Origin of the sequence: Rhizobium chutanense (assembly GCF_002531935.1) — a bacterium.
Classification (GTDB): Bacteria; Pseudomonadota; Alphaproteobacteria; order Rhizobiales; family Rhizobiaceae; genus Rhizobium; species Rhizobium chutanense.
In genome coordinates this window covers 123,996-140,645 of sequence record NZ_NWSV01000013.1, presented here as the reverse complement: position 1 = coordinate 140,645, position 16,650 = coordinate 123,996, and the positions used below count along the sequence as shown (strand labels likewise).

Genomic DNA, 16,650 nt, shown 5'->3' with positions numbered 1-16,650 from the left:
ACGTATGGTGGGGCTGCGTTATCCCAGGCCCTCGTTCAAATGCGAATGCCTTGCAATTCACGTCCGCCGGCGCAGAACGATCAGCAACATCGGCGCTCCGACCAGAGCCGAGATCAATCCGGCGGGGATCTGATAGGGGAAAGCGATCATCCGCCCCGTCCAGTCGGCAATGACCAGCAGGGTGGCCCCGATCAGGGCGGCGGCGAGGAGCTGGGTGGAGGGCCGGCGAAGACCGAGTCCATGGGCAAGGTGCGGCGCCATCAATCCGATAAAGCTCAAGGGGCCGACGACGAGCGTCGCCGCCGCCGTCATGATCGCCGAAAGCCCGAACAGAACAGCACGTGCGGGAACGATCCTCAGGCCGAGTTCGCTTGCCGTCTCGGTCCCAAGCTGCAGCAGGGCAAGCCATCGGCTCGCGAGAAAGGCAGCGATGAGGCAGGCGAGCGCAATCAGAAGGGCGGTTGCCGCCACCGCATTGTCGACGAAATAGGTCGAGCCCGCCATCCAGCGGATCAGTGCCAGACCCCGCGGATCGCCGCTCGCGGCAAGGACGCCGATCCCGGCGTCGAGGATCGCGCCGAAGGCGATGCCGGCGAGCAGCACGCGGTTCGGGCCGAAGCCGGAACGCGCGCTCAACAGGAAGATCAGCGTCAGCACGACAAGAGCGCCCCCGCCGGCAAAGGCAAGCTGGAGCGTCAGTCCCGGTGCGGCAAAGGTGAACATGGCAGCCGCAACGCCGAGCGTTGCTCCTGCCGAGACCCCGAGCACTTCGGGGCTCGCCATTTCGTTTCCGGTCAGCCGCTGCAGGATCAATCCCGTCACGCCGAGCACGGTTCCGGCACCGAATGCGGCGGCGACCCGCGGCAGCCGAAGCGGAAGGATTTCATCCCATGAGGCGGCCGGCAGCCACGCCCAGGCGCCGTCGGCTGCGCGGCCGAAGAAGATTGCGGCCATCGCCAAGGCGATGATGCAGGCAAGCAGAACGGCGAATGATGCCGCTTTGTTTCCGGCTGCATGCCGCGGCGGCGTTACGCCGGGCAGCGTGCGCGAGGCCGTGGCGAGACGCGGCAGAAGAGCGATCAGGATCGGTCCGCCGAGCAGTGCGGTCACCGCTCCCGTCGGTACGAAATCGCCGGGAGCAAGAAGCTTGATTGCCTGATCCGTCAGCAGCAGAAGACCGGCGCCGGCAACCGGCGACCAGATCAACTGGCTGATGATCCGTCTTGCGCCGGCGAGCCGCACGATCTGCGGGGCGACCAGCCCGATGAAGCCGATGACGCCGACAGCGCTGGTGACGAGCGCGCAGAGTGCGATGGCAATCGCCAGGATGAAACTCCGTGCCCATTTGACCGGCAGGCCGAGGCTTGTTGCGCCGGCATCGCCGAGTTGGCTGAGAGCGAGCGGCCTTGTGGCCAGAAGGGCAAGCCCGGAAAGCAGCGCCACCTTCGGCAGCAGCGATGTCGGGATCGCCCAGCTTTGCTGCGACAGCGATCCGGCGCCCCAGATGAAGATCCCCGAGAGATATTGATCGTTCATCAGCACCAGAATGGCTGCCGCCGCCCCGCACCAGAGGCCGATAATCAGGCCCGACAGGATGAGGGAAAAGGGCGAGAAGCCGTGCCGTGCGCTGATCGAGAAGATGGCGAGGGCAGCCAGCGCACTTCCTGAAAGCGCGACGGCGTCGCGGCCCCATCCCGTCAGCGAGGGAAAGGCGAGCATGACCGAAACCAGCGCCAGATTGGCGCCGGCCGACACCCCGAGCGTCGTCGGCGAGGCGAGCGGGTTGCGCAGCACCTGCTGCAGCATCGTGCCGGAGAGCGCGAGGGCGGCGCCGGTTATCAAAGCCGTCGCCATGCGCGGAAGCGTCGAATAGAGGAGGAGAAGGCGTTGCGCATCGTAACCGCCGGTCGCGGCCTTAAGATGGGGCAGGGCCGGCAAAACCTCCAATAGGGCAAGGCCCAATCCGGACAGGAGCAGCAGCACCGCAAGTGCGGGCGCCCCGAGATGAGAAAATCTGGCCTTCATCGGGCGGCAGTCTCCAGGGCATCGACGACCAGGGTGGAAAACCGCAGCGCCTCCTGGACCATTCCGAACATCAGAACGCCTGGGATGACCGAAATCCGTTGCCGTTTGACGAAGGGAAGGCTGGTCCAGAGTGGGCTTTGCGAAAGCTGTGTGAGGACGTCGGGCGGAAGCAGCGGCGAAACGATGATCAGATGCGCCTCTTCGTCGAGTTCGGCGAGCTGTTCCAGGCCGATCGTTTGAAATCCCCAGTAGCTGGCCTCGCCCTTCCAGGCATTATCGAGCCCGATGCGCCGCATGGCGCCGCCGAAAAGCCCCGGGCCGCCATAGATGCGCGCATGTCTGTTGTCGATGAAATTGATGACGGCAATTGGAGGCGAAGATAGGCTTTTCGTCCGCTCCCGCAAACGATCGAATGTGGCGTCGGCAAGAGACAGAAATGCTTTTGCTTCCTGTGGCCGCCCGATCATCGTGCCGAGCCGCAGCGTTTCGGCGTAGGAACAGTCGAGTGCCTCGGCGTGCTCGGCATAGATGGTGAACCGCTCGACGGGGGCGATCCGCGACAGTTTTTCATCCAGCGCCGCAAGAAAAGGGGTGCTGAGAATGAGCGACGGCCGGATGCTGGTGAGCACTTCGAGATTGATTTCCGAGGAGGTGCCGAGATCGACGACATCGGGCGGCATTGTCGGCACGACCACCCATTCCCCCCAGTTTCTCAAGGAGACAACCGCGCGCGGTACCGCGCCGAGCGCAAGCATTGTCGATGCCAGTCCATAGTCGAGCGAAACCACGCCGCCGTCGCCGGCGCGCGTCATAGTGGGTGCGCTTGATATGGCCATGGCGCCAAGCAGAAAGTCGCGTCGTCTCAAAATGCGGTCTCGCCTGCCTCGGTCGCCGCGAGCGGCTTGACCATGAACAGACACGGATGATCCTCATGCCAGAGCGTGGCAAAAACCTCCGCCCTGACGAAGCCGTTCCGGTCGTAGAACCGCCGCGTCGCCTCGAATTGCGGTTCGTCGCGGCCGCGCGGAGCGAGCGTCTTGACCGTGAGCAGCCGGGCGCCGGATCGATGGCCGAAGCGTTCGGCCTCGTCGAGGAGATGTCGTCCGGCGCCGCGGCCGTGATATTCGGGGCGCGTCGCAATCAGCGCGATTTCGACGGCGCCGGGCAGATGCGGCTTCAAGGCCATCAGCGCCGTCACGACATCCGCCTCGACATAGCCGAACACCGGCAGATCCTCGAGCGCCGCGGCACTCGCTTCAATGACCTCCGGTTCTGAAAACCAGTCCGGCAGGGCTCCCATGATCGATCGGCAGAGCTCCGCCTTGCCTGTCAGGATCTCGACTGTTCTTCCCATTTTTTCTCGCATTCATCCGGTCGATTTAAACTTGACTCTTGTTATCACCTTAAAATAGACACTGCAATCAAATCGTGCACTTCCGCTCAAAAAAGGAGCGCCGAGACCGAACCGACCAGCAACGACAGAGCCTGATTTTCCATTTGTAAAAAGGGTGCAGGACTATGCGAGCATCGCATCGTGATGTGAACGGAAACGCCGTGGTCAACGCTATGATCGAGAACAAGGATAAACTCTTGAAAACGATTGAAAGTGTTGTCAAATCAAGATCATATTCCGAGGATATCTTTCAGGACGGAGTTATCAAAGCCTATGGGGTGAAAACCGACGACATTCGTTGCCCGATCGGTTACGCCTTTCGCATGGTCTATAATCTCGCACTCGACGAGAGCCGCCGGCGGCGCCAGCGGATGAACAACTATAGGTCGATCGATCAGGTTGAGGAGATCACCGCTCCCATCCCCACCGTGCTCGACCAGCTTGTCGCCGCCGAGACCCTGCGCGATGTGCTGGCCTCGCTCGAGGCTCTGCCGAAGCGTACCAATGACGCCTTCATCCGCCACCGCCTCAACGGCGTGCCGCAGAAGGATATTGCGGCCGAACTCGGTGTCTCCCGCACCCTCGTCAACTTCATGATCAAGGCGGCGGAGCAGCATTGCCATCTGGCAATCACCGAGCCTGCCATCCGCCCCGATCATGACCATCGGCAGGCGTCTAACGTCTCGCGGCGTGCAGCGCCTGCTGCAGATCGCTCCACAGCAGTTCCGGCTCTTCCAGCCCAACGGCGAAACGGATCGTCTGCTCGCTCACGCCGAATCGGATGAAAGAGGTCATCCGGTCGGGGATCTGCAGCGCGACCTTGGCGGGAACGACCAGCGTCTCCGGTCCTCCCCAGCTGACGCCGAGGCGGATGTCGCGAAGCCCGTTGACGAAGCGCGCGACATCGATGTCGGGCGTGAGGTCGAAGGCAAACAGCCCGGCATAACCCGACAGCGTCGCCCGCCCGGGGTGATCCTGAAAGGCCGGGTGGCGGACGCGGGCGATGGCCGGATGCTGTTTCAGCTGGTCGGCCAGCAGAAGCCCGCTGCGCTCATGCTCCTTGAGGCGGACACGCAGCGTGCGCATGCCGCGCAACAGCAGCCAGGCTTCGAACGGCGAGAGTTTGGCGCCGACATAGGGGTAGGAGGTCGAGTTGATCCTGGCGATCGCCTCCTTCGAGCCGACGACGACGCCGGCGACCGTATCGCTGTGGCCGCCGAGATATTTCGACGCGGCGTGAATGACGATATCGACCCCGTGCTGGATCGGCTTCTGAAAGAGCGGTGTCGCCCAGGAATTGTCGATGACGGTGGTAACGCCGGCCTCCTTCGCCATGGCCGACAGCGCCGTTATGTCCTGCAGTTCGAAGACGAAGGATGTCGGGTTTTCGAGATAGAGCAGCTTGGCGCCCGACAGCGCCTTGCGCACCTCGTCGTGATCGGCGGGGTCGACGAAATCGACGGCGACGCCGAGCCGGCCGAGCAGCTTCACCAGCAGGCGGTAGACGTCATTATAGAGGTGGCGGACCGCAACGACCCGGTCGCCGGCTTCCACGAGGCTGAGGATCGTCGAGGTGATGGCGGCCGTTCCGCTGGAGAAGGCGCGCCCATCCTCCGCGCCCTCGAGGCGGGCGACCAGCAGTTCGAATTCGCGGACGGTCGGATTGTCGCCGCGCGAATAGATGTAATTGCGCGCCCGGCCCGCGAAGACATCCTCCATCGCTTCGTAACTGTCGTAGGTGAAGAGCGAGGTCTGGAAGATCGGGGGAGATACGGCGTTGAATGCTGCGGGATCGACGGGCGTGAAGAGATCGTCGGCGATCGCATGGGCGCCGAGATCATGCGGGTTGATCGACTGGTTCATGGTTATCCTCTCATGGACAAAAGCTGGGATAGGGACGGATGGAGGCTGGATGGCCGGCCGAACGCTGCCGGAGTGCGCTGAGCGTCCTCATCAGGCAAACGGCAGACAACAGGCCGGTCAGGGCAGAGGCGAGGAACATGGCTGCGAGCAGGCCTGAAAAGCCGAGGAAGGGCGGCAGCAGCGCAAGCAGCGGCAGGAGCAGATAGCCATTCTGCGCCAGACCGATTGCCAGCGCGGCTTTCGGCCTGCCCTGTGCCTGGAAGAGGACCAGCAGCGTTTGCCGCAGGCCGAACAGCAGAAAGGGAAGATGGGTCGCGACGATCGCCTGGCTTGCGACCGAAAGCACGGCCTGATCCTTGGTGAAGAACGAGGCGAGCTTTTCGGAAAAGCCGAGTGCGGCCAGTCCATAAACGCCGCCGACCGCGCTGGTGACCATAGTCAGGATGCGGACTGCCGACAGCACCCGGGCGACATCCCCGCTGCCCCAGGCAAAACTCAGGATGGACTGGGCCCCAAGCGAAAGGCCGATCACCGGAAGTGTTCCAACGGCGAGCAGCCGCAAGGCAATCCCGACGCCGGCAATGCCGGCTTCGCCATGATAGGTGCCGGCGAGCGACAGCATGGCGGCAATCGCGCCTGCCGTTGCCAGACTGGTCAGCGTCGTCGGTACGCCCACGGCAAGAACCGGTCGGAGGTCTGCGATATCTCTCCACCGCCAGCCGAGCGTCAGCCGAACCGTCCCCAGGCGCCTGGCGTGGTAAACGCCATAGATGGAAAGTGCGACGAGCTGGGACAGGATGGTGGCGATTGCCACGCCCTGCAGGCCGAGGCCGAAACCGAAGATCATGATCGGGTCGAGGATGATGTTCAGCGCGAAGCAGGCGACCAGCGTCCACATGCTGAAGCGGGCATTGCCCTCGGCGATCGCCAGGAAATCGAGGATGATCTGCGCCATCGTCAGCGGGATCGAGACCGCGATGATGAGGAGATAATGCTGCGCCAGCGGCTGAAGCGCGGGCGTGGCAGCGAACAGCAGCAAATCCGGAAATGCGGCGATTGCGAGCGCACTGGCCGCGCCGAAGGCGGCGCCTGCGGCAAGGCTGACCGAGGCAAGGGTGCCGGCTCTCGATCGGTTGCCGGCGCCGAGCGCCCGCCCGACCTCGGTTGCCACGCCGACGCCGATGCCCTCGCCGAAAGCGGCGACAAGCATCAGGATCGGCAGCACGATCATGATCGCGGCGATCTGGTCTTCGCCGATCATGCCGACGAAGACCATGTTGATCGTGTGATGCGCGGCGTTGATCGACAGGCCGAACATGGCCGGCAGCCCAAGCCGCAGCAGCAGCCGGAAAAGCTGCGGACTGGCAAGATCTTCCGGCGCAAGCCGCCGTTTCCGAAGGCTGCCGCTCATCCCGCTCATGTCGTTCATGATGCGGGCACCCAGAGATGGTCGCCGAAGAAGCGCTCACGGGTCAGCATCACCAAGAGCGCCCGCTTATGCGGAAAGTCGAAATGCTTGACCTTGGCAAAGCCCGAACGATCGAGGTTGCGGATCTGCTGCTCGTGGCTGGCGCGCGGCTCGCCGACGATGCGCTTCGTGCGGGGGTCGTCGAGGAAGATGAAATGCATCAGCGAAGGAAGCCATGCGCTGATCCATTTCTTGCCGCGATAGTCGGGCTCGCCGATCGCGACATGCCAGCCGCGATCGTAATCGTCCGCGTCGTAGAAGGGACCCAGCCGGTTCTCCTTGGCCCAGTAGACTTCGAAATAGCCGAAGGGGATGTCTGCGAAACTGCCGATCAGCGGCAGGACATGCGGATCGGCGATCCTCTCCTGCAGAATCTGCCGGTGCTTGTCGAGCGAACCGGCATCCTCCCAGATCGTGTTGACCTGCTCGTCGTTCATCCAGCGGTGAAAGGCGGCAAGATCGGTTTCGGGATCGGCGACCCTGAAGCTGATGTCCCGCTCCAGCCAGGGGATGAAGCGCTGGTAGACCGTGCCTTTCGGCTTAACCGGCCGGCGCGGATGATAGCGGCCCGCGGTCATCTCCTGCACAGGCGGCAGCGGATAGGAAAGCTGCGGCAGCCACAGTGAGGGCCATTGCCAGAGGATCGCGGAATCGAGCCTTCCGCCGACGCCCGAGATGTGCCGGGAAAGGCTTGCCTGATGCCCTTCGAAGGCGACAGACTTGATCGAGCGGTCCTGCGCCGTCACCGCTTCGGCGGCGGTCATGAGAAGCTCGGCCGATTGCACGGGATTGCCCTCATAGAAGGTGAGCGAGGCGATGCCGCCTTCGACTTCGAGGGCGACTCCGTGATTTCCGTGCACGGTGTTGAGATGGACGAGATTAGGGGCAAGCCTGACATAGCTGCGCGCCTGCAGAGCCCGCCTTTGTTTGGCGGCGTCGAAATCCATGATGTTCTCCTTGATCGGCAGGCTTTTTGATGATGCGAGCATGAAGCCCGCTCCTGTGCCGATTTGGTAGAATGACGATCCATCCTCGGCCGGATTTAGGGGCGAGAGAAGAAAAAAATTCTCAGCAATTTTCTAAACTCCAGCCGGTGGCATCCGTCATTTGCGCATGACGTCAATCACGGCAGGAGCCTTCAATGGATAATCTCGAGCCCGGCGACGATCTCTGGATCGTCGTCTTCGACACCGAACATCACTACTCGGTCTGGCCGCAGGACAAGCGGATTCCGGTGAGCTGGCAGCCTGCGGGTTTTGCCGGTTCGCGGCAGGAATGCCTGGCGCATATCCGCCAGGTCTGGGCCGATCCGCGCCCGCTCTCCCTGCGCTCGGCAATATCAAGCGACGCGCGTTTCTGAAACATCCGGATGGCAAGATGAACAAGCAGATCACCAATTTCGCCGATGCCCGCCCGACCGATGCGGCAGTGGACGCAGTCTTCGAAAGCTTTCCGCTGACGATCGCGCAGAAGCGCATCTGGTCGCTGGAGCAGATCGGCAATTACACGGTCTTTCCCGACCAGGTCATCGGGCTGCGGTTGAGCGCCTCGATCGGCGCCGAGGCGATTGCCGGCGCCTGCCGCGCGCTCGTGGTTCAGCATCCGTCACTCACCACCCGCTTCCGCCGGCTGGCTGGCGGCCGCATCGAGCAATATCGCGGCGCATCGAACGCCGTGCCGATGGAGATCCTGGGAAAAGAAGGAACCGCCCTTTCCGAGACTGATGCCTTGGCCGCGCGGAAAGCCTTTCGCGACAGGCGCTTCGATCTGCTGGAAGGGCCAGGCGCGCGTATCCAGATCATCCAGCTTGCCGATGGGCAGTCGCTGCTGACGATCGTGCTGCATCCGATCATCTCGGACGACCGCGAAAAATCCGCGCTCGCCGCTTCGCTGGCGCGAATTCTCGACGGTGAAACCGGCGACATCAAACCGGCGGAAATTTCGGCCGGAACGCGGGAAGAGGAATGGCTGGAGACCGACGAGGCGCGGGAAGCGCTTGCCTATTGGCGCGAGACGATCGGTCTCGATTATGCGGCATCGACCTTTCCCACCCGCTTCAACAGCGGCGGCCTCGCTGGCGTGGCGCGTGCGCAGCATCGCTTTGAAATCGGCCCCGAGCTCTGGAGCAAGCTTGAAAGGCATGCGGGCGAAAAAGGATTTCAGGTCGAACGTGTGCTGCATGCCGCCTTCTCAGCGCTGCTGGCGCGCTATAGCGGCAACTACGCTCTGCTGACCGGCCTCCTGGTCGCGCGGCCCGGTACGGCGCATCTGGCCAGCCGCGGCCGTGCCGAACAGGTTCTTCCCCTCGTTCTGCCGCTTGCTTCCAAGAACTCCCTCGACGAGGTCGTCGCGGCGATCTCCATGGCGACGGAGGAGGGGCTTGCCCGCCTCGTGCCGCTGGAGCGCATCACGCAGGAATTGGTGGTCGACGAGGCCGCCGCCCAGGAAGCCGTGGTCAAGGCGCTGTTCGAATTCCGCGAGCCCTATCCGGTTGCGAGCCATGCGACAAACCTGGAACCATCAGGTGCGCGCGCCGACAGCGAGCTTTCCCTGGTTGTCGAGGCGCGTTTGGACGGGAGCGCATGGGGGCTGATCGATTATGCCCAGGATCTCTATGACGGTGCCCTGATCGCCCGTGTCGCCAGACATTTCGGCCTGGTGCTCGAGCAGATCGTTGCGCAGCCTGGCCTCAGGATCAAGGATATCGAACTCGTCGGCAGCGACGAGCTCGACTGGCTGTCTGCGCCCTACGAGGATGACGTCGTCAACGACGACAGGCCGGTCCATGAGCTGATATCGGCCCATTCGCGCCGGACGCCCGAAAAGACGGCGATTGTCTATGGCGACGAGGAATGGAGCCATGGCTGGCTGGAGGCGAGCACCAACCGCCTCGGGCATCGGCTGCGGCAGCTCGGCGTTCGCGCCGAGGTGACGGTCGCGATCTTCATCAAGCGTTCGCCGGAAGCGATCGTCGGCATCCTCGCCACGCTGAAGGCCGGCGGCGCCTATATCCCCGTCGAGCCCGATCATCCGCCGGTGCGCAACCACCACATCCTGCGCGACGGCGGGGTGAAGATCGTTCTCACCCACAGCTGGCTGCGCCATCGCCTGCCGGAGGAACTCGACGCCATCGTCCTCGAACTCGACAAGCTCGATCTCGACGGCGAGCCGGAGACACCGCTCTATGTTCCCATCCACAAGGATCAGCTCGCCTATGTCATGTACACTTCGGGGTCGACCGGATTGCCGAAGGGGGTGGCCGTCGAGCACGGCCCGCTGACGCACCATCTGCAGAATACCTCGCGTGTCTACGGCATGAGCTCGGAGTCCCGCGAGCTGCCGTTCCTGCCCTTCAGCTCGGACGGCGGCCATGAGCGCTGGATGAACCCGCTGATGGAAGGCGGCAGCATCATCCTTCCCGACCAGCCGCTCTGGACGCCGGAAGAGACGCTGACGGCGATGCGCAAGCACGGCGCCAACAATGCGAGCATTCCCACAACCTATCTGCAGCAGCTGGCGGAATGGGCCGACATCACGGACGGCGCGCCGCCGATGCGCCTCTATTCCTTCGGTGGCGAGGGGCTGGCGCAATCGACCTTCGACCTCCTGTCGCGGGCGCTGAAATCGGAATGGCTGATCAACGGCTACGGTCCCACAGAAACCATCATGACACCGATGGTTTGGAAGGTGAGGGCCGGAACGAAATTCCAGGGCGTCTATGCCCCGCTCGGCCGTGCCGTCGGTTTAAGGCGCGTCTATGTGCTCGACCCCGATCTCAATCCGTGCCCGATCGGCGTGACCGGCGAACTCTACATCGGCGGCGAGGGCATTGCGCGCGGCTATCTCGGCAAGCCTGATACGACGGCCGACCGATTCATCCCCGATCCCTTCTCGAAGGAGGGTGGCCGGCTTTACCGCTCCGGCGACCTGACGCGCTGGCGCGAGGACGGAACCGTCGAATTCGTCGGCCGCGTCGACCACCAGGTGAAGCTGCGCGGTTACCGGATCGAGCTCGGCGAGATCGAAGCGGCGCTGCTCCAGCAGCCCGGCGTCGGTGAAGCCCTGGTCGTGCTGCGCGATGACGATGCCGGAGAGAAGGCGCTGGTTGCCTATGTCGTCGCGAAGAAGGACGACAAGCTGGACGTCGAGACGGTCCGCGCCGGCCTCGAACGCAGCCTGCCCTCCTATATGGTGCCGGCGGCCGTGGTCGAACTGGAAAAGATGCCGACCAATCCGAACAGCAAGCTCGACCGCTTCGCGCTGCCCGCACCCCAGCCGGTCAAGCGCGCCGTCGTCGAGCCGGCGACCGCGCTCGAAGAAGAGGTGCTGGATGTCTGGCGCCAGGTTCTGAAGCTGGAGGCAATCAGCGTCGAGGATAATTTCTTCGCGATCGGCGGCAATTCGCTGGGAGCGATCCGCATTCTTTCTCTGCTGCGCCAGCGCCGGCCGAAGGTTCCGCTCACTGTCGCCGATATCTTCAACAACCCGACCATTCGTGCCTTTGCCGGCGTGATGGAGCAGGGGGAAGAGCGGGATCTCTCCGAAGTGATCGTGCTGCGCGCCTCTGGCGCCAAGCCGCGGCTCTATTGCTTCCCCGGTCTTCTCGTCAGCACCCGCGAATATGTGAAGCTTGTCGATTATCTCGGGGCCGACCAGCCGGCGACCGGCTTCATTTGCCACTCGCTGTCCGAGAAGAAGGAAGTCGGCGCGCCTGTTGAAGAGATCATCGCGAGCTATGTCGACTATATCAGGAAGCACAGCAGGGGTGCGCCCTGCACCTTCCTCGGCTGGTCCTGGGGCGGTTTGCTGGCTTACGAGGCCGCTCGCACCCTCGGCAACGAGGTCGATGTCAGGATGATGGCGATGGTCGATGTTTGCGACCTCGGATCGGAATTCGCGATCGGCGCCAAGCCGCGCTTCCGGCCGGGCGAACGCGATATGCTGCACCGCGACGTGCAGGCATGGCTGCAAAAGACGGCGATGCGCGCCGAATGGGATCGGTTGCTCCAGACGATGGACGCCGAGACCTATGAGCAGTTCCTGCGCTTCGTCGGCGACGAGAAGGATCCGCTTCCGACAGACGGGCCCGATATCAGCAGCCGCGAGCATACGTTCTGGGTGCTGATCGACAATGCCCTGATCTTCCGCAAGCACCGGCTCGTTCCCCATGATGTGCCGATCTATCCCTGGGCGGCCGACGACAGCCTCAACCGCGGCCTCAACCTGATCGATTGGCGCCGCCTGTCGCCGCGGGCGCATGCGGCCGAAATCATCACCGGCACCAACCATCTGCACATGATCGGGTCTCCCGCCTTCCACTCAAGGCTTGCCCTGCGTCTCAAGGAAACAGAGAAGGATTTCGCATGACCGTCGCATTTACCCGCAGGGATGCCCTCAACGAGCCTCTCGATCTTGCCGGCATCGGCATTGGTCCTTCCAATCTGAGCCTTGCCTGCCTGCTGGAATCGGTGCCCGAGGTCCGCAGCCGCTTCTTCGAGCGGCGCGGCGCCTTCGACTGGCATCCCGGCATGATGATGCCCGGCGTCGAGCTGCAATCGTCCTTCCTGAAGGACCTCGTCACCCCGGTCCTGCCGACCAGCCGCTGGTCCTTCGTCTCCTATCTGGTGGCTCATAAGCGGCTCTACGCCTTCTTGAACGCCAATTACGAAGCCGTTCCCCGGCAGGAATTCGCACGTTATCTCGCCTGGGTCGCCCAGGGCGTGGATGGCTTGCGCTTTTCGACGGAGATCCGCGATGTCGAGCATCGCGACGACCGCTTCGTCCTACGCTTCGACAACGGCCAGGAAGACGCGCGTAACCTGGTGATCGGCACCGGCTCTTTGCCCTTCGTGCCCGACTGGGCAAAACCCTTCCTCGGTGCGAATTGCTTCCACAACAGTGAGGCCAAATCGCGCCTCGGCAATCTCGGCGCCGCCCGCATCGTCGTGGTCGGCGGCGGCCAGAGCGGCGGCGAGGTCGTGGAAGCCCTGCTTGGGGATCCCGGTTCGATAAAGGAGCTGACCTGGATCAGCCGGCGTCACAATTTCGAGCCGATCAACGACACGCCGTTTTCCAACCAGGTCTTCTCGCCGGAATATGTGCAGGCCTATCTGAAGCTCGGCGGCGAGCAGAAGCAGGCGGCGTTGAAGAACTCGATCCTGACCAGCGACGGCCTGTCGATCTCGACGATCCATTCGATCTACCGCCGCCTCTACGCCTTGCGCTACCTCGAGCCGAGCATGCTCAATGCATCTCTGGCGCCCAACCGCGACGTGATCCAGATGGAGCGGAACGGCAATGCCTATCGGCTCATCGTCCGGAATCAATTCGACGGCGGCATCGAGGTGCTGCACGCCGATGCGGTGGTCCTGGCAACCGGCTACCGGTTCCGCTTGCCGGATGCTCTCGGCTCGCTGGGGGAACGGATAACGCTCGACAGAAACGGCTATCCCATCCTCAACGACGATTACACGATGCAATGGACAGGCCCGAGGGCAAATCGGTTGTTTGCGCAGAATGCGGGCCGATACTCGCATGGTATCGCCGACTCTCAGCTCAGCCTGATGGCCTGGCGCAGCGCGACGATCGTCAATACGCTGCTTGGCCGGCAGCATTTCGACGCGGAACCGGACAATGCGCAGCTGGCCTGGGCGAGCGAGACCGCTTCGGCAATGCCGCATCAGCTGCGCGCCGGCTATTCTGACGGCATGCTGTCGTCCTGAAACAGGCGCGTGGAAATGCCGGGGAGCCCGGATTGGCAGCAGGCAGCCAGCGCAACGACGTGCTGGCTGCCACTTTCGATCAAACGATGATGCCATCGCCGGTCGCGATCGCCGATCATGACAGGGATGCCGACCCTCCGGGAAAAGACGAAATTGCGGGGATCTTCCCGCAAGCCCACGCCAAGCGCCTTGAGATGGCTCTCCTTGAGCGTCCAAAGCTCAACGGCGGCTCGCGCACGTTCATGCGCGGGCAATTCATCGAGCCAGCGTTGTTCCTCCAGGCTGCAATAGGCGTCTAAAGTCACCTCTTCGATCTCGGTGTCGGCGCGCTCGCAATCTATTCCGATGCGCTCGCAGCCCGACGCAACCGCGACCGCCACCAGCCCGTCGGCATTGGACAGGCTGAATTGCAGTCTATCGCTACCCTCAAAGCTCAGCTTGCCGTGCTCGTCCGTGGCCAATACGACCTTGCTCGGCACTGTCGCGACATACCCGCTCAACAGCCGCCGCAGGAGATAGCGGCCGGCAATAAACGAGGCTCGATCCCGTTCAAACCGATAGGTCGCCGCCCGATCCCGCTCATCCGGTGAGAGCGACCGCATCCAGCGGTTCCAGTCGCGTTCGCTCCTGGAATACTGCCAGAGGGAGATTTCGATGCCGGCAGGTTGGTTTTCTGATAGCTGCATGGATCCAGTATGTGTTCCCTGGACTGATTGGCAAGCGTGCAGATGCCTGCCGACGTAGTGGGGCGGCAGGCAGCGGCGTTCCACTCCCTGGCGGGCGCCACACAAGTTAATTTCACGACTTCTTTTGGCTCCGCTCCACGGCCGACGATCGGCGCAGAGTCGATCTCGGTCGAGCCATATTGCGGTGTCTCGAGATCCGACGAGGAGAGATTTTCGCTCGCCATGGCTGCTTTTTCCGGCGGTTTCCAGGAACTTTGAGTCGTGCTGCGTTCGGACTAATCGCGGAAGTTTCTACCGATGCAAAAGTTTCCTAAAAACGACACTGGGGTCGCTGTTTAGTTAATACTAAATTATTGAATCCGGTGACAGATTTTGCATCAACCGGCAAGCCGGTCGTCCCAGCAAAGCTTCGAGGAGACCCGCATGAAGCGCCCCAGTATCAAGCAGGCCCTGATCCTAAAGCTGTCTATCATCAGCCTGTTCATGGTTGGACTGTCCTATGTTTCGCTGACCACTATGTCGACGCTGAGGGTCAATGCTGAACAGATCGGGACCTTCTGGATGCAGCGGCTGGTGACGGCGCGTGAGATCAAGGACAACTTCCTCGATCTGAAACTGAGCTATGCTCAGTATCTCCTGGAAGACACGGTGGAGGAGCAGAAAGCCGGAAAGCAAGAGATCGACGCCGTAGGCATCGCGCTCGACAAAATTGTCGCCGAATATGAAAACGGTGTTCGCACGGCGCGTGGCCGGGAACTGATTAATCAGATCAAGCCGGAACTCAGCAAATACCGCGAACTGGCAGATCAAATGATCGCGCTCGAGGCCAGCGGGAAGACGCCTGAAGCCGTTCGTTTCTTCAAGGAAAATATGGAACCGCAAGCTGCTCTGATGAACAAGGCGGTAGCGGATTTGGTTGCCTTCATTCTCAGCCAGGCCGAAGGCTTCGTAGCTGCGAGCGGCACTACGGCGGATTCCGCTTTCATCCTGACGGCAGCAACTGCAGCGATCGCCCTACTCGTTGCCATGGCGGGCATCGTATTTGCCATATCAGGAATTGCCAACCCGATCCGAAGAACCGCATCCGCCATGAAGCGTTTGTCGGGCGGCGACCTCGACAGTGATATTCCCTATGCCGGCCGCGCCGACGAAGTCGGCGATATGGCCAGCGCAGTCGAGATCTTTCGTCAGAACGCCCTTAACGTCGTCAGGCTTGAGAAGGAGGCCGCCGACTCCCGCAGTGAGAGTGAGGCGGCGCGCGCTGCAGCCCAGCAGCGCGCCGAACGCGAGGCTGAACAATTGCGCTTCGCAACCACGACATTGGGCGAAGGCCTGCGGCGGCTAGCGGCAGGCGACATATCCTTCCAGCTCTCGGAACAGTTCGCCGCGGAATATGAAACCTTGCGCGAAGACTTCAACGCTTCGCTCCGGCAATTGGGCGCGACGATCGGCGCGGTGCTGCAGACCGTGCACAGCATAGACAATGGTACCGGTGAAATTGCCTCTGCCGCGCAGGACCTTTCCAAACGTACCGAGCAACAGGCAGCTTCTCTTGAGGAGACAGCCGCAGCCTTGGACGAGATCACGTCGAACGTGACGATGGCCAGCAAACGCACCGATGAGGCACGCCATGTGGCCCTGGAAGCCAATGTCAGCGCTCAGCGGTCGGCAACCGTCGTATCGGAGGCGGAACAGGCCATGCGACGCATCGAGGACAGTTCAGAACAGATTTCGAACATCATTGGGGCAATCGATGAAATTGCCTTTCAGACAAACCTTCTGGCGCTGAACGCCGGCGTCGAGGCAGCCCGTGCGGGTGAGGCGGGCAAGGGTTTTGCCGTGGTCGCACAAGAAGTCCGTGAGCTTGCCCAACGCGCTGCCCAAGCAGCCAAGGAAATCAAGGGCTTTATTCAAAAGTCGTCTACCGAAGTGCAAAATGGCGTGAAACTGGTTCTCGAAACCGGAACGTCGCTCAAGTCGATCGGCGAGTACGTCGTCCAGATCAACCAGCTCATGGATGCGATTGCCACTTCGGCGCGCGAGCAGTCGACTGGACTTGCCGAGATCAATACCGCCGTCAATCAAATGGACCAGACGACCCAGCAAAATGCGGCAATGGTCGAGCAGTCGACGGCTGCCGCCGCATCGTTGTCCTCCGAGGCAGGCCGTCTGCGGGATCTGGTCAATCAGTTTCAATTGGACAGTGACAAAGGCGCGGCGGACATGCAACGCGGCAGCAGATCCTTCGAAGGCAACATGCCGGTCCGATTGGTCGCTCCGCGCCGCGTGATGCAAAGATGACGCTCGACCGAGGTCAGATCAGAATCCGCGACACAAGCTCACCTGCCGCCCTGACGCCCAACGGCGCGGCCTCGCCTTTAGGCGAATGATGCATGTCATTGCGCTGCTGCCGCGCAGGAATTCATGACCTCAATTCATAAGCGTATGCAAAGGAACGGGCCTAATCAAAAGGCTGAGTTGCACTAGCTTTGA

The 16,650-nt window shown here is 62.4% G+C and carries 12 protein-coding genes; 5 read left to right on the top strand and 7 right to left on the bottom strand.

Annotation, left to right across the window (positions count from 1 at the left end):
* Positions 1-57: 57 nt before the first annotated feature.
* From fhuB to CO666_RS20055, 3 genes are read right to left on the bottom strand one after another with little or no spacing between them, the layout of a single operon-like run.
* Positions 58-2,025: a Fe(3+)-hydroxamate ABC transporter permease FhuB gene (gene fhuB, locus CO666_RS20065; RefSeq protein ID WP_097613953.1), complete on the bottom strand. Its 1,968-nt coding sequence runs from the start codon at positions 2,023-2,025 to the stop codon at positions 58-60.
* On the bottom strand, positions 2,022-2,861 hold the full coding sequence (locus CO666_RS20060; RefSeq protein ID WP_425352422.1) for an iron-siderophore ABC transporter substrate-binding protein: 840 nt from the start codon (positions 2,859-2,861) through the stop codon (positions 2,022-2,024). Before CO666_RS20060 ends, fhuB begins: the two co-directional genes overlap by 4 nt.
* A gap of 26 nt (positions 2,862-2,887) precedes the next feature.
* The gene (locus CO666_RS20055; RefSeq protein ID WP_097613952.1) at positions 2,888-3,379 is read right to left on the bottom strand and encodes a GNAT family N-acetyltransferase; all 492 of its coding nucleotides are present in this window, start codon (positions 3,377-3,379) and stop codon (positions 2,888-2,890) included.
* A 164-nt stretch (positions 3,380-3,543) separates the two neighbouring features.
* On the opposite strand from CO666_RS20055, the gene CO666_RS20050 reads away from it, so the two are divergent.
* Positions 3,544-4,203, top strand: a complete 660-nt coding sequence (locus CO666_RS20050; protein ID WP_097613951.1) for a sigma-70 family RNA polymerase sigma factor — start codon at positions 3,544-3,546, stop codon at positions 4,201-4,203.
* Here the strand turns inward: CO666_RS20050 and CO666_RS20045 are convergent.
* The 3 genes from CO666_RS20045 to CO666_RS20035 are packed head-to-tail and all read right to left on the bottom strand — an operon-like array spanning position 4,094 to position 7,696.
* The gene (locus tag CO666_RS20045) at positions 4,094-5,281 is read right to left on the bottom strand and encodes a PLP-dependent transferase (RefSeq protein ID WP_097613950.1); all 1,188 of its coding nucleotides are present in this window, start codon (positions 5,279-5,281) and stop codon (positions 4,094-4,096) included. The genes CO666_RS20050 and CO666_RS20045 overlap by 110 nt on opposite strands.
* Before the next feature lie 10 nt (positions 5,282-5,291).
* Positions 5,292-6,710, bottom strand: a complete 1,419-nt coding sequence (locus CO666_RS20040; protein ID WP_097613949.1) for an MATE family efflux transporter — start codon at positions 6,708-6,710, stop codon at positions 5,292-5,294.
* Complete coding sequence (locus tag CO666_RS20035; protein WP_179869728.1) at positions 6,707-7,696, bottom strand: GNAT family N-acetyltransferase; 990 nt, start codon at positions 7,694-7,696, stop codon at positions 6,707-6,709. Before CO666_RS20035 ends, CO666_RS20040 begins: the two co-directional genes overlap by 4 nt.
* A 194-nt stretch (positions 7,697-7,890) precedes the next feature.
* On the opposite strand from CO666_RS20035, the gene CO666_RS20030 reads away from it, so the two are divergent.
* Genes CO666_RS20030 through CO666_RS20020 form a run of 3 tightly spaced genes read left to right on the top strand, consistent with a single transcriptional unit; the run spans position 7,891 to position 13,471 of the window.
* Positions 7,891-8,109: an MbtH family protein gene (locus tag CO666_RS20030; RefSeq protein WP_097613947.1), complete on the top strand. Its 219-nt coding sequence runs from the start codon at positions 7,891-7,893 to the stop codon at positions 8,107-8,109.
* Between the two features lie 17 nt (positions 8,110-8,126).
* Positions 8,127-12,116: a non-ribosomal peptide synthetase gene (locus tag CO666_RS20025; protein ID WP_097613946.1), complete on the top strand. Its 3,990-nt coding sequence runs from the start codon at positions 8,127-8,129 to the stop codon at positions 12,114-12,116.
* A complete protein-coding gene (locus CO666_RS20020) occupies positions 12,113-13,471 on the top strand; it encodes a lysine N(6)-hydroxylase/L-ornithine N(5)-oxygenase family protein (RefSeq protein ID WP_097613945.1) in 1,359 nt (452 codons plus the stop codon). Before CO666_RS20025 ends, CO666_RS20020 begins: the two co-directional genes overlap by 4 nt.
* Here CO666_RS20020 and CO666_RS20015 read toward each other — a convergent pair.
* A complete protein-coding gene (locus CO666_RS20015; protein ID WP_097613944.1) occupies positions 13,444-14,157 on the bottom strand; it encodes a 4'-phosphopantetheinyl transferase family protein in 714 nt (237 codons plus the stop codon). The two genes, CO666_RS20020 and CO666_RS20015, sit on opposite strands and share 28 nt — an antisense overlap.
* 423 nt (positions 14,158-14,580) lie before the next feature.
* Here CO666_RS20015 and CO666_RS20005 point away from each other — a divergent pair, with 423 nt between their 5' ends.
* Positions 14,581-16,458, top strand: coding sequence for a HAMP domain-containing methyl-accepting chemotaxis protein (locus CO666_RS20005; RefSeq protein ID WP_097613942.1), 1,878 nt, complete (start codon positions 14,581-14,583; stop codon positions 16,456-16,458).
* The last annotated feature ends 192 nt before the right edge of the window (positions 16,459-16,650 follow it).

Excerpts from the sequence above, each read along its gene's own strand:
- fhuB (WP_097613953.1), bottom strand. The coding sequence starts at position 2,025 with ATGAAGGCCAGATTTTCTCATCTCGGGGCGCCCGCACTTGCGGTGCTG.
- CO666_RS20060 (WP_425352422.1), bottom strand. The coding sequence starts at position 2,861 with ATGGCCATATCAAGCGCACCCACTATGACGCGCGCCGGCGACGGCGGC.
- CO666_RS20055 (WP_097613952.1), bottom strand. The coding sequence starts at position 3,379 with ATGGGAAGAACAGTCGAGATCCTGACAGGCAAGGCGGAGCTCTGCCGA.
- CO666_RS20050 (WP_097613951.1), top strand. The coding sequence starts at position 3,544 with ATGCGAGCATCGCATCGTGATGTGAACGGAAACGCCGTGGTCAACGCT.
- CO666_RS20045 (WP_097613950.1), bottom strand. The coding sequence starts at position 5,281 with ATGAACCAGTCGATCAACCCGCATGATCTCGGCGCCCATGCGATCGCC.
- CO666_RS20040 (WP_097613949.1), bottom strand. The coding sequence starts at position 6,710 with ATGAACGACATGAGCGGGATGAGCGGCAGCCTTCGGAAACGGCGGCTT.
- CO666_RS20035 (WP_179869728.1), bottom strand. The coding sequence starts at position 7,696 with ATGGATTTCGACGCCGCCAAACAAAGGCGGGCTCTGCAGGCGCGCAGC.
- CO666_RS20030 (WP_097613947.1), top strand. The coding sequence starts at position 7,891 with ATGGATAATCTCGAGCCCGGCGACGATCTCTGGATCGTCGTCTTCGAC.
- CO666_RS20025 (WP_097613946.1), top strand. The coding sequence starts at position 8,127 with ATGAACAAGCAGATCACCAATTTCGCCGATGCCCGCCCGACCGATGCG.
- CO666_RS20020 (WP_097613945.1), top strand. The coding sequence starts at position 12,113 with ATGACCGTCGCATTTACCCGCAGGGATGCCCTCAACGAGCCTCTCGAT.
- CO666_RS20015 (WP_097613944.1), bottom strand. The coding sequence starts at position 14,157 with ATGCAGCTATCAGAAAACCAACCTGCCGGCATCGAAATCTCCCTCTGG.
- CO666_RS20005 (WP_097613942.1), top strand. The coding sequence starts at position 14,581 with ATGAAGCGCCCCAGTATCAAGCAGGCCCTGATCCTAAAGCTGTCTATC.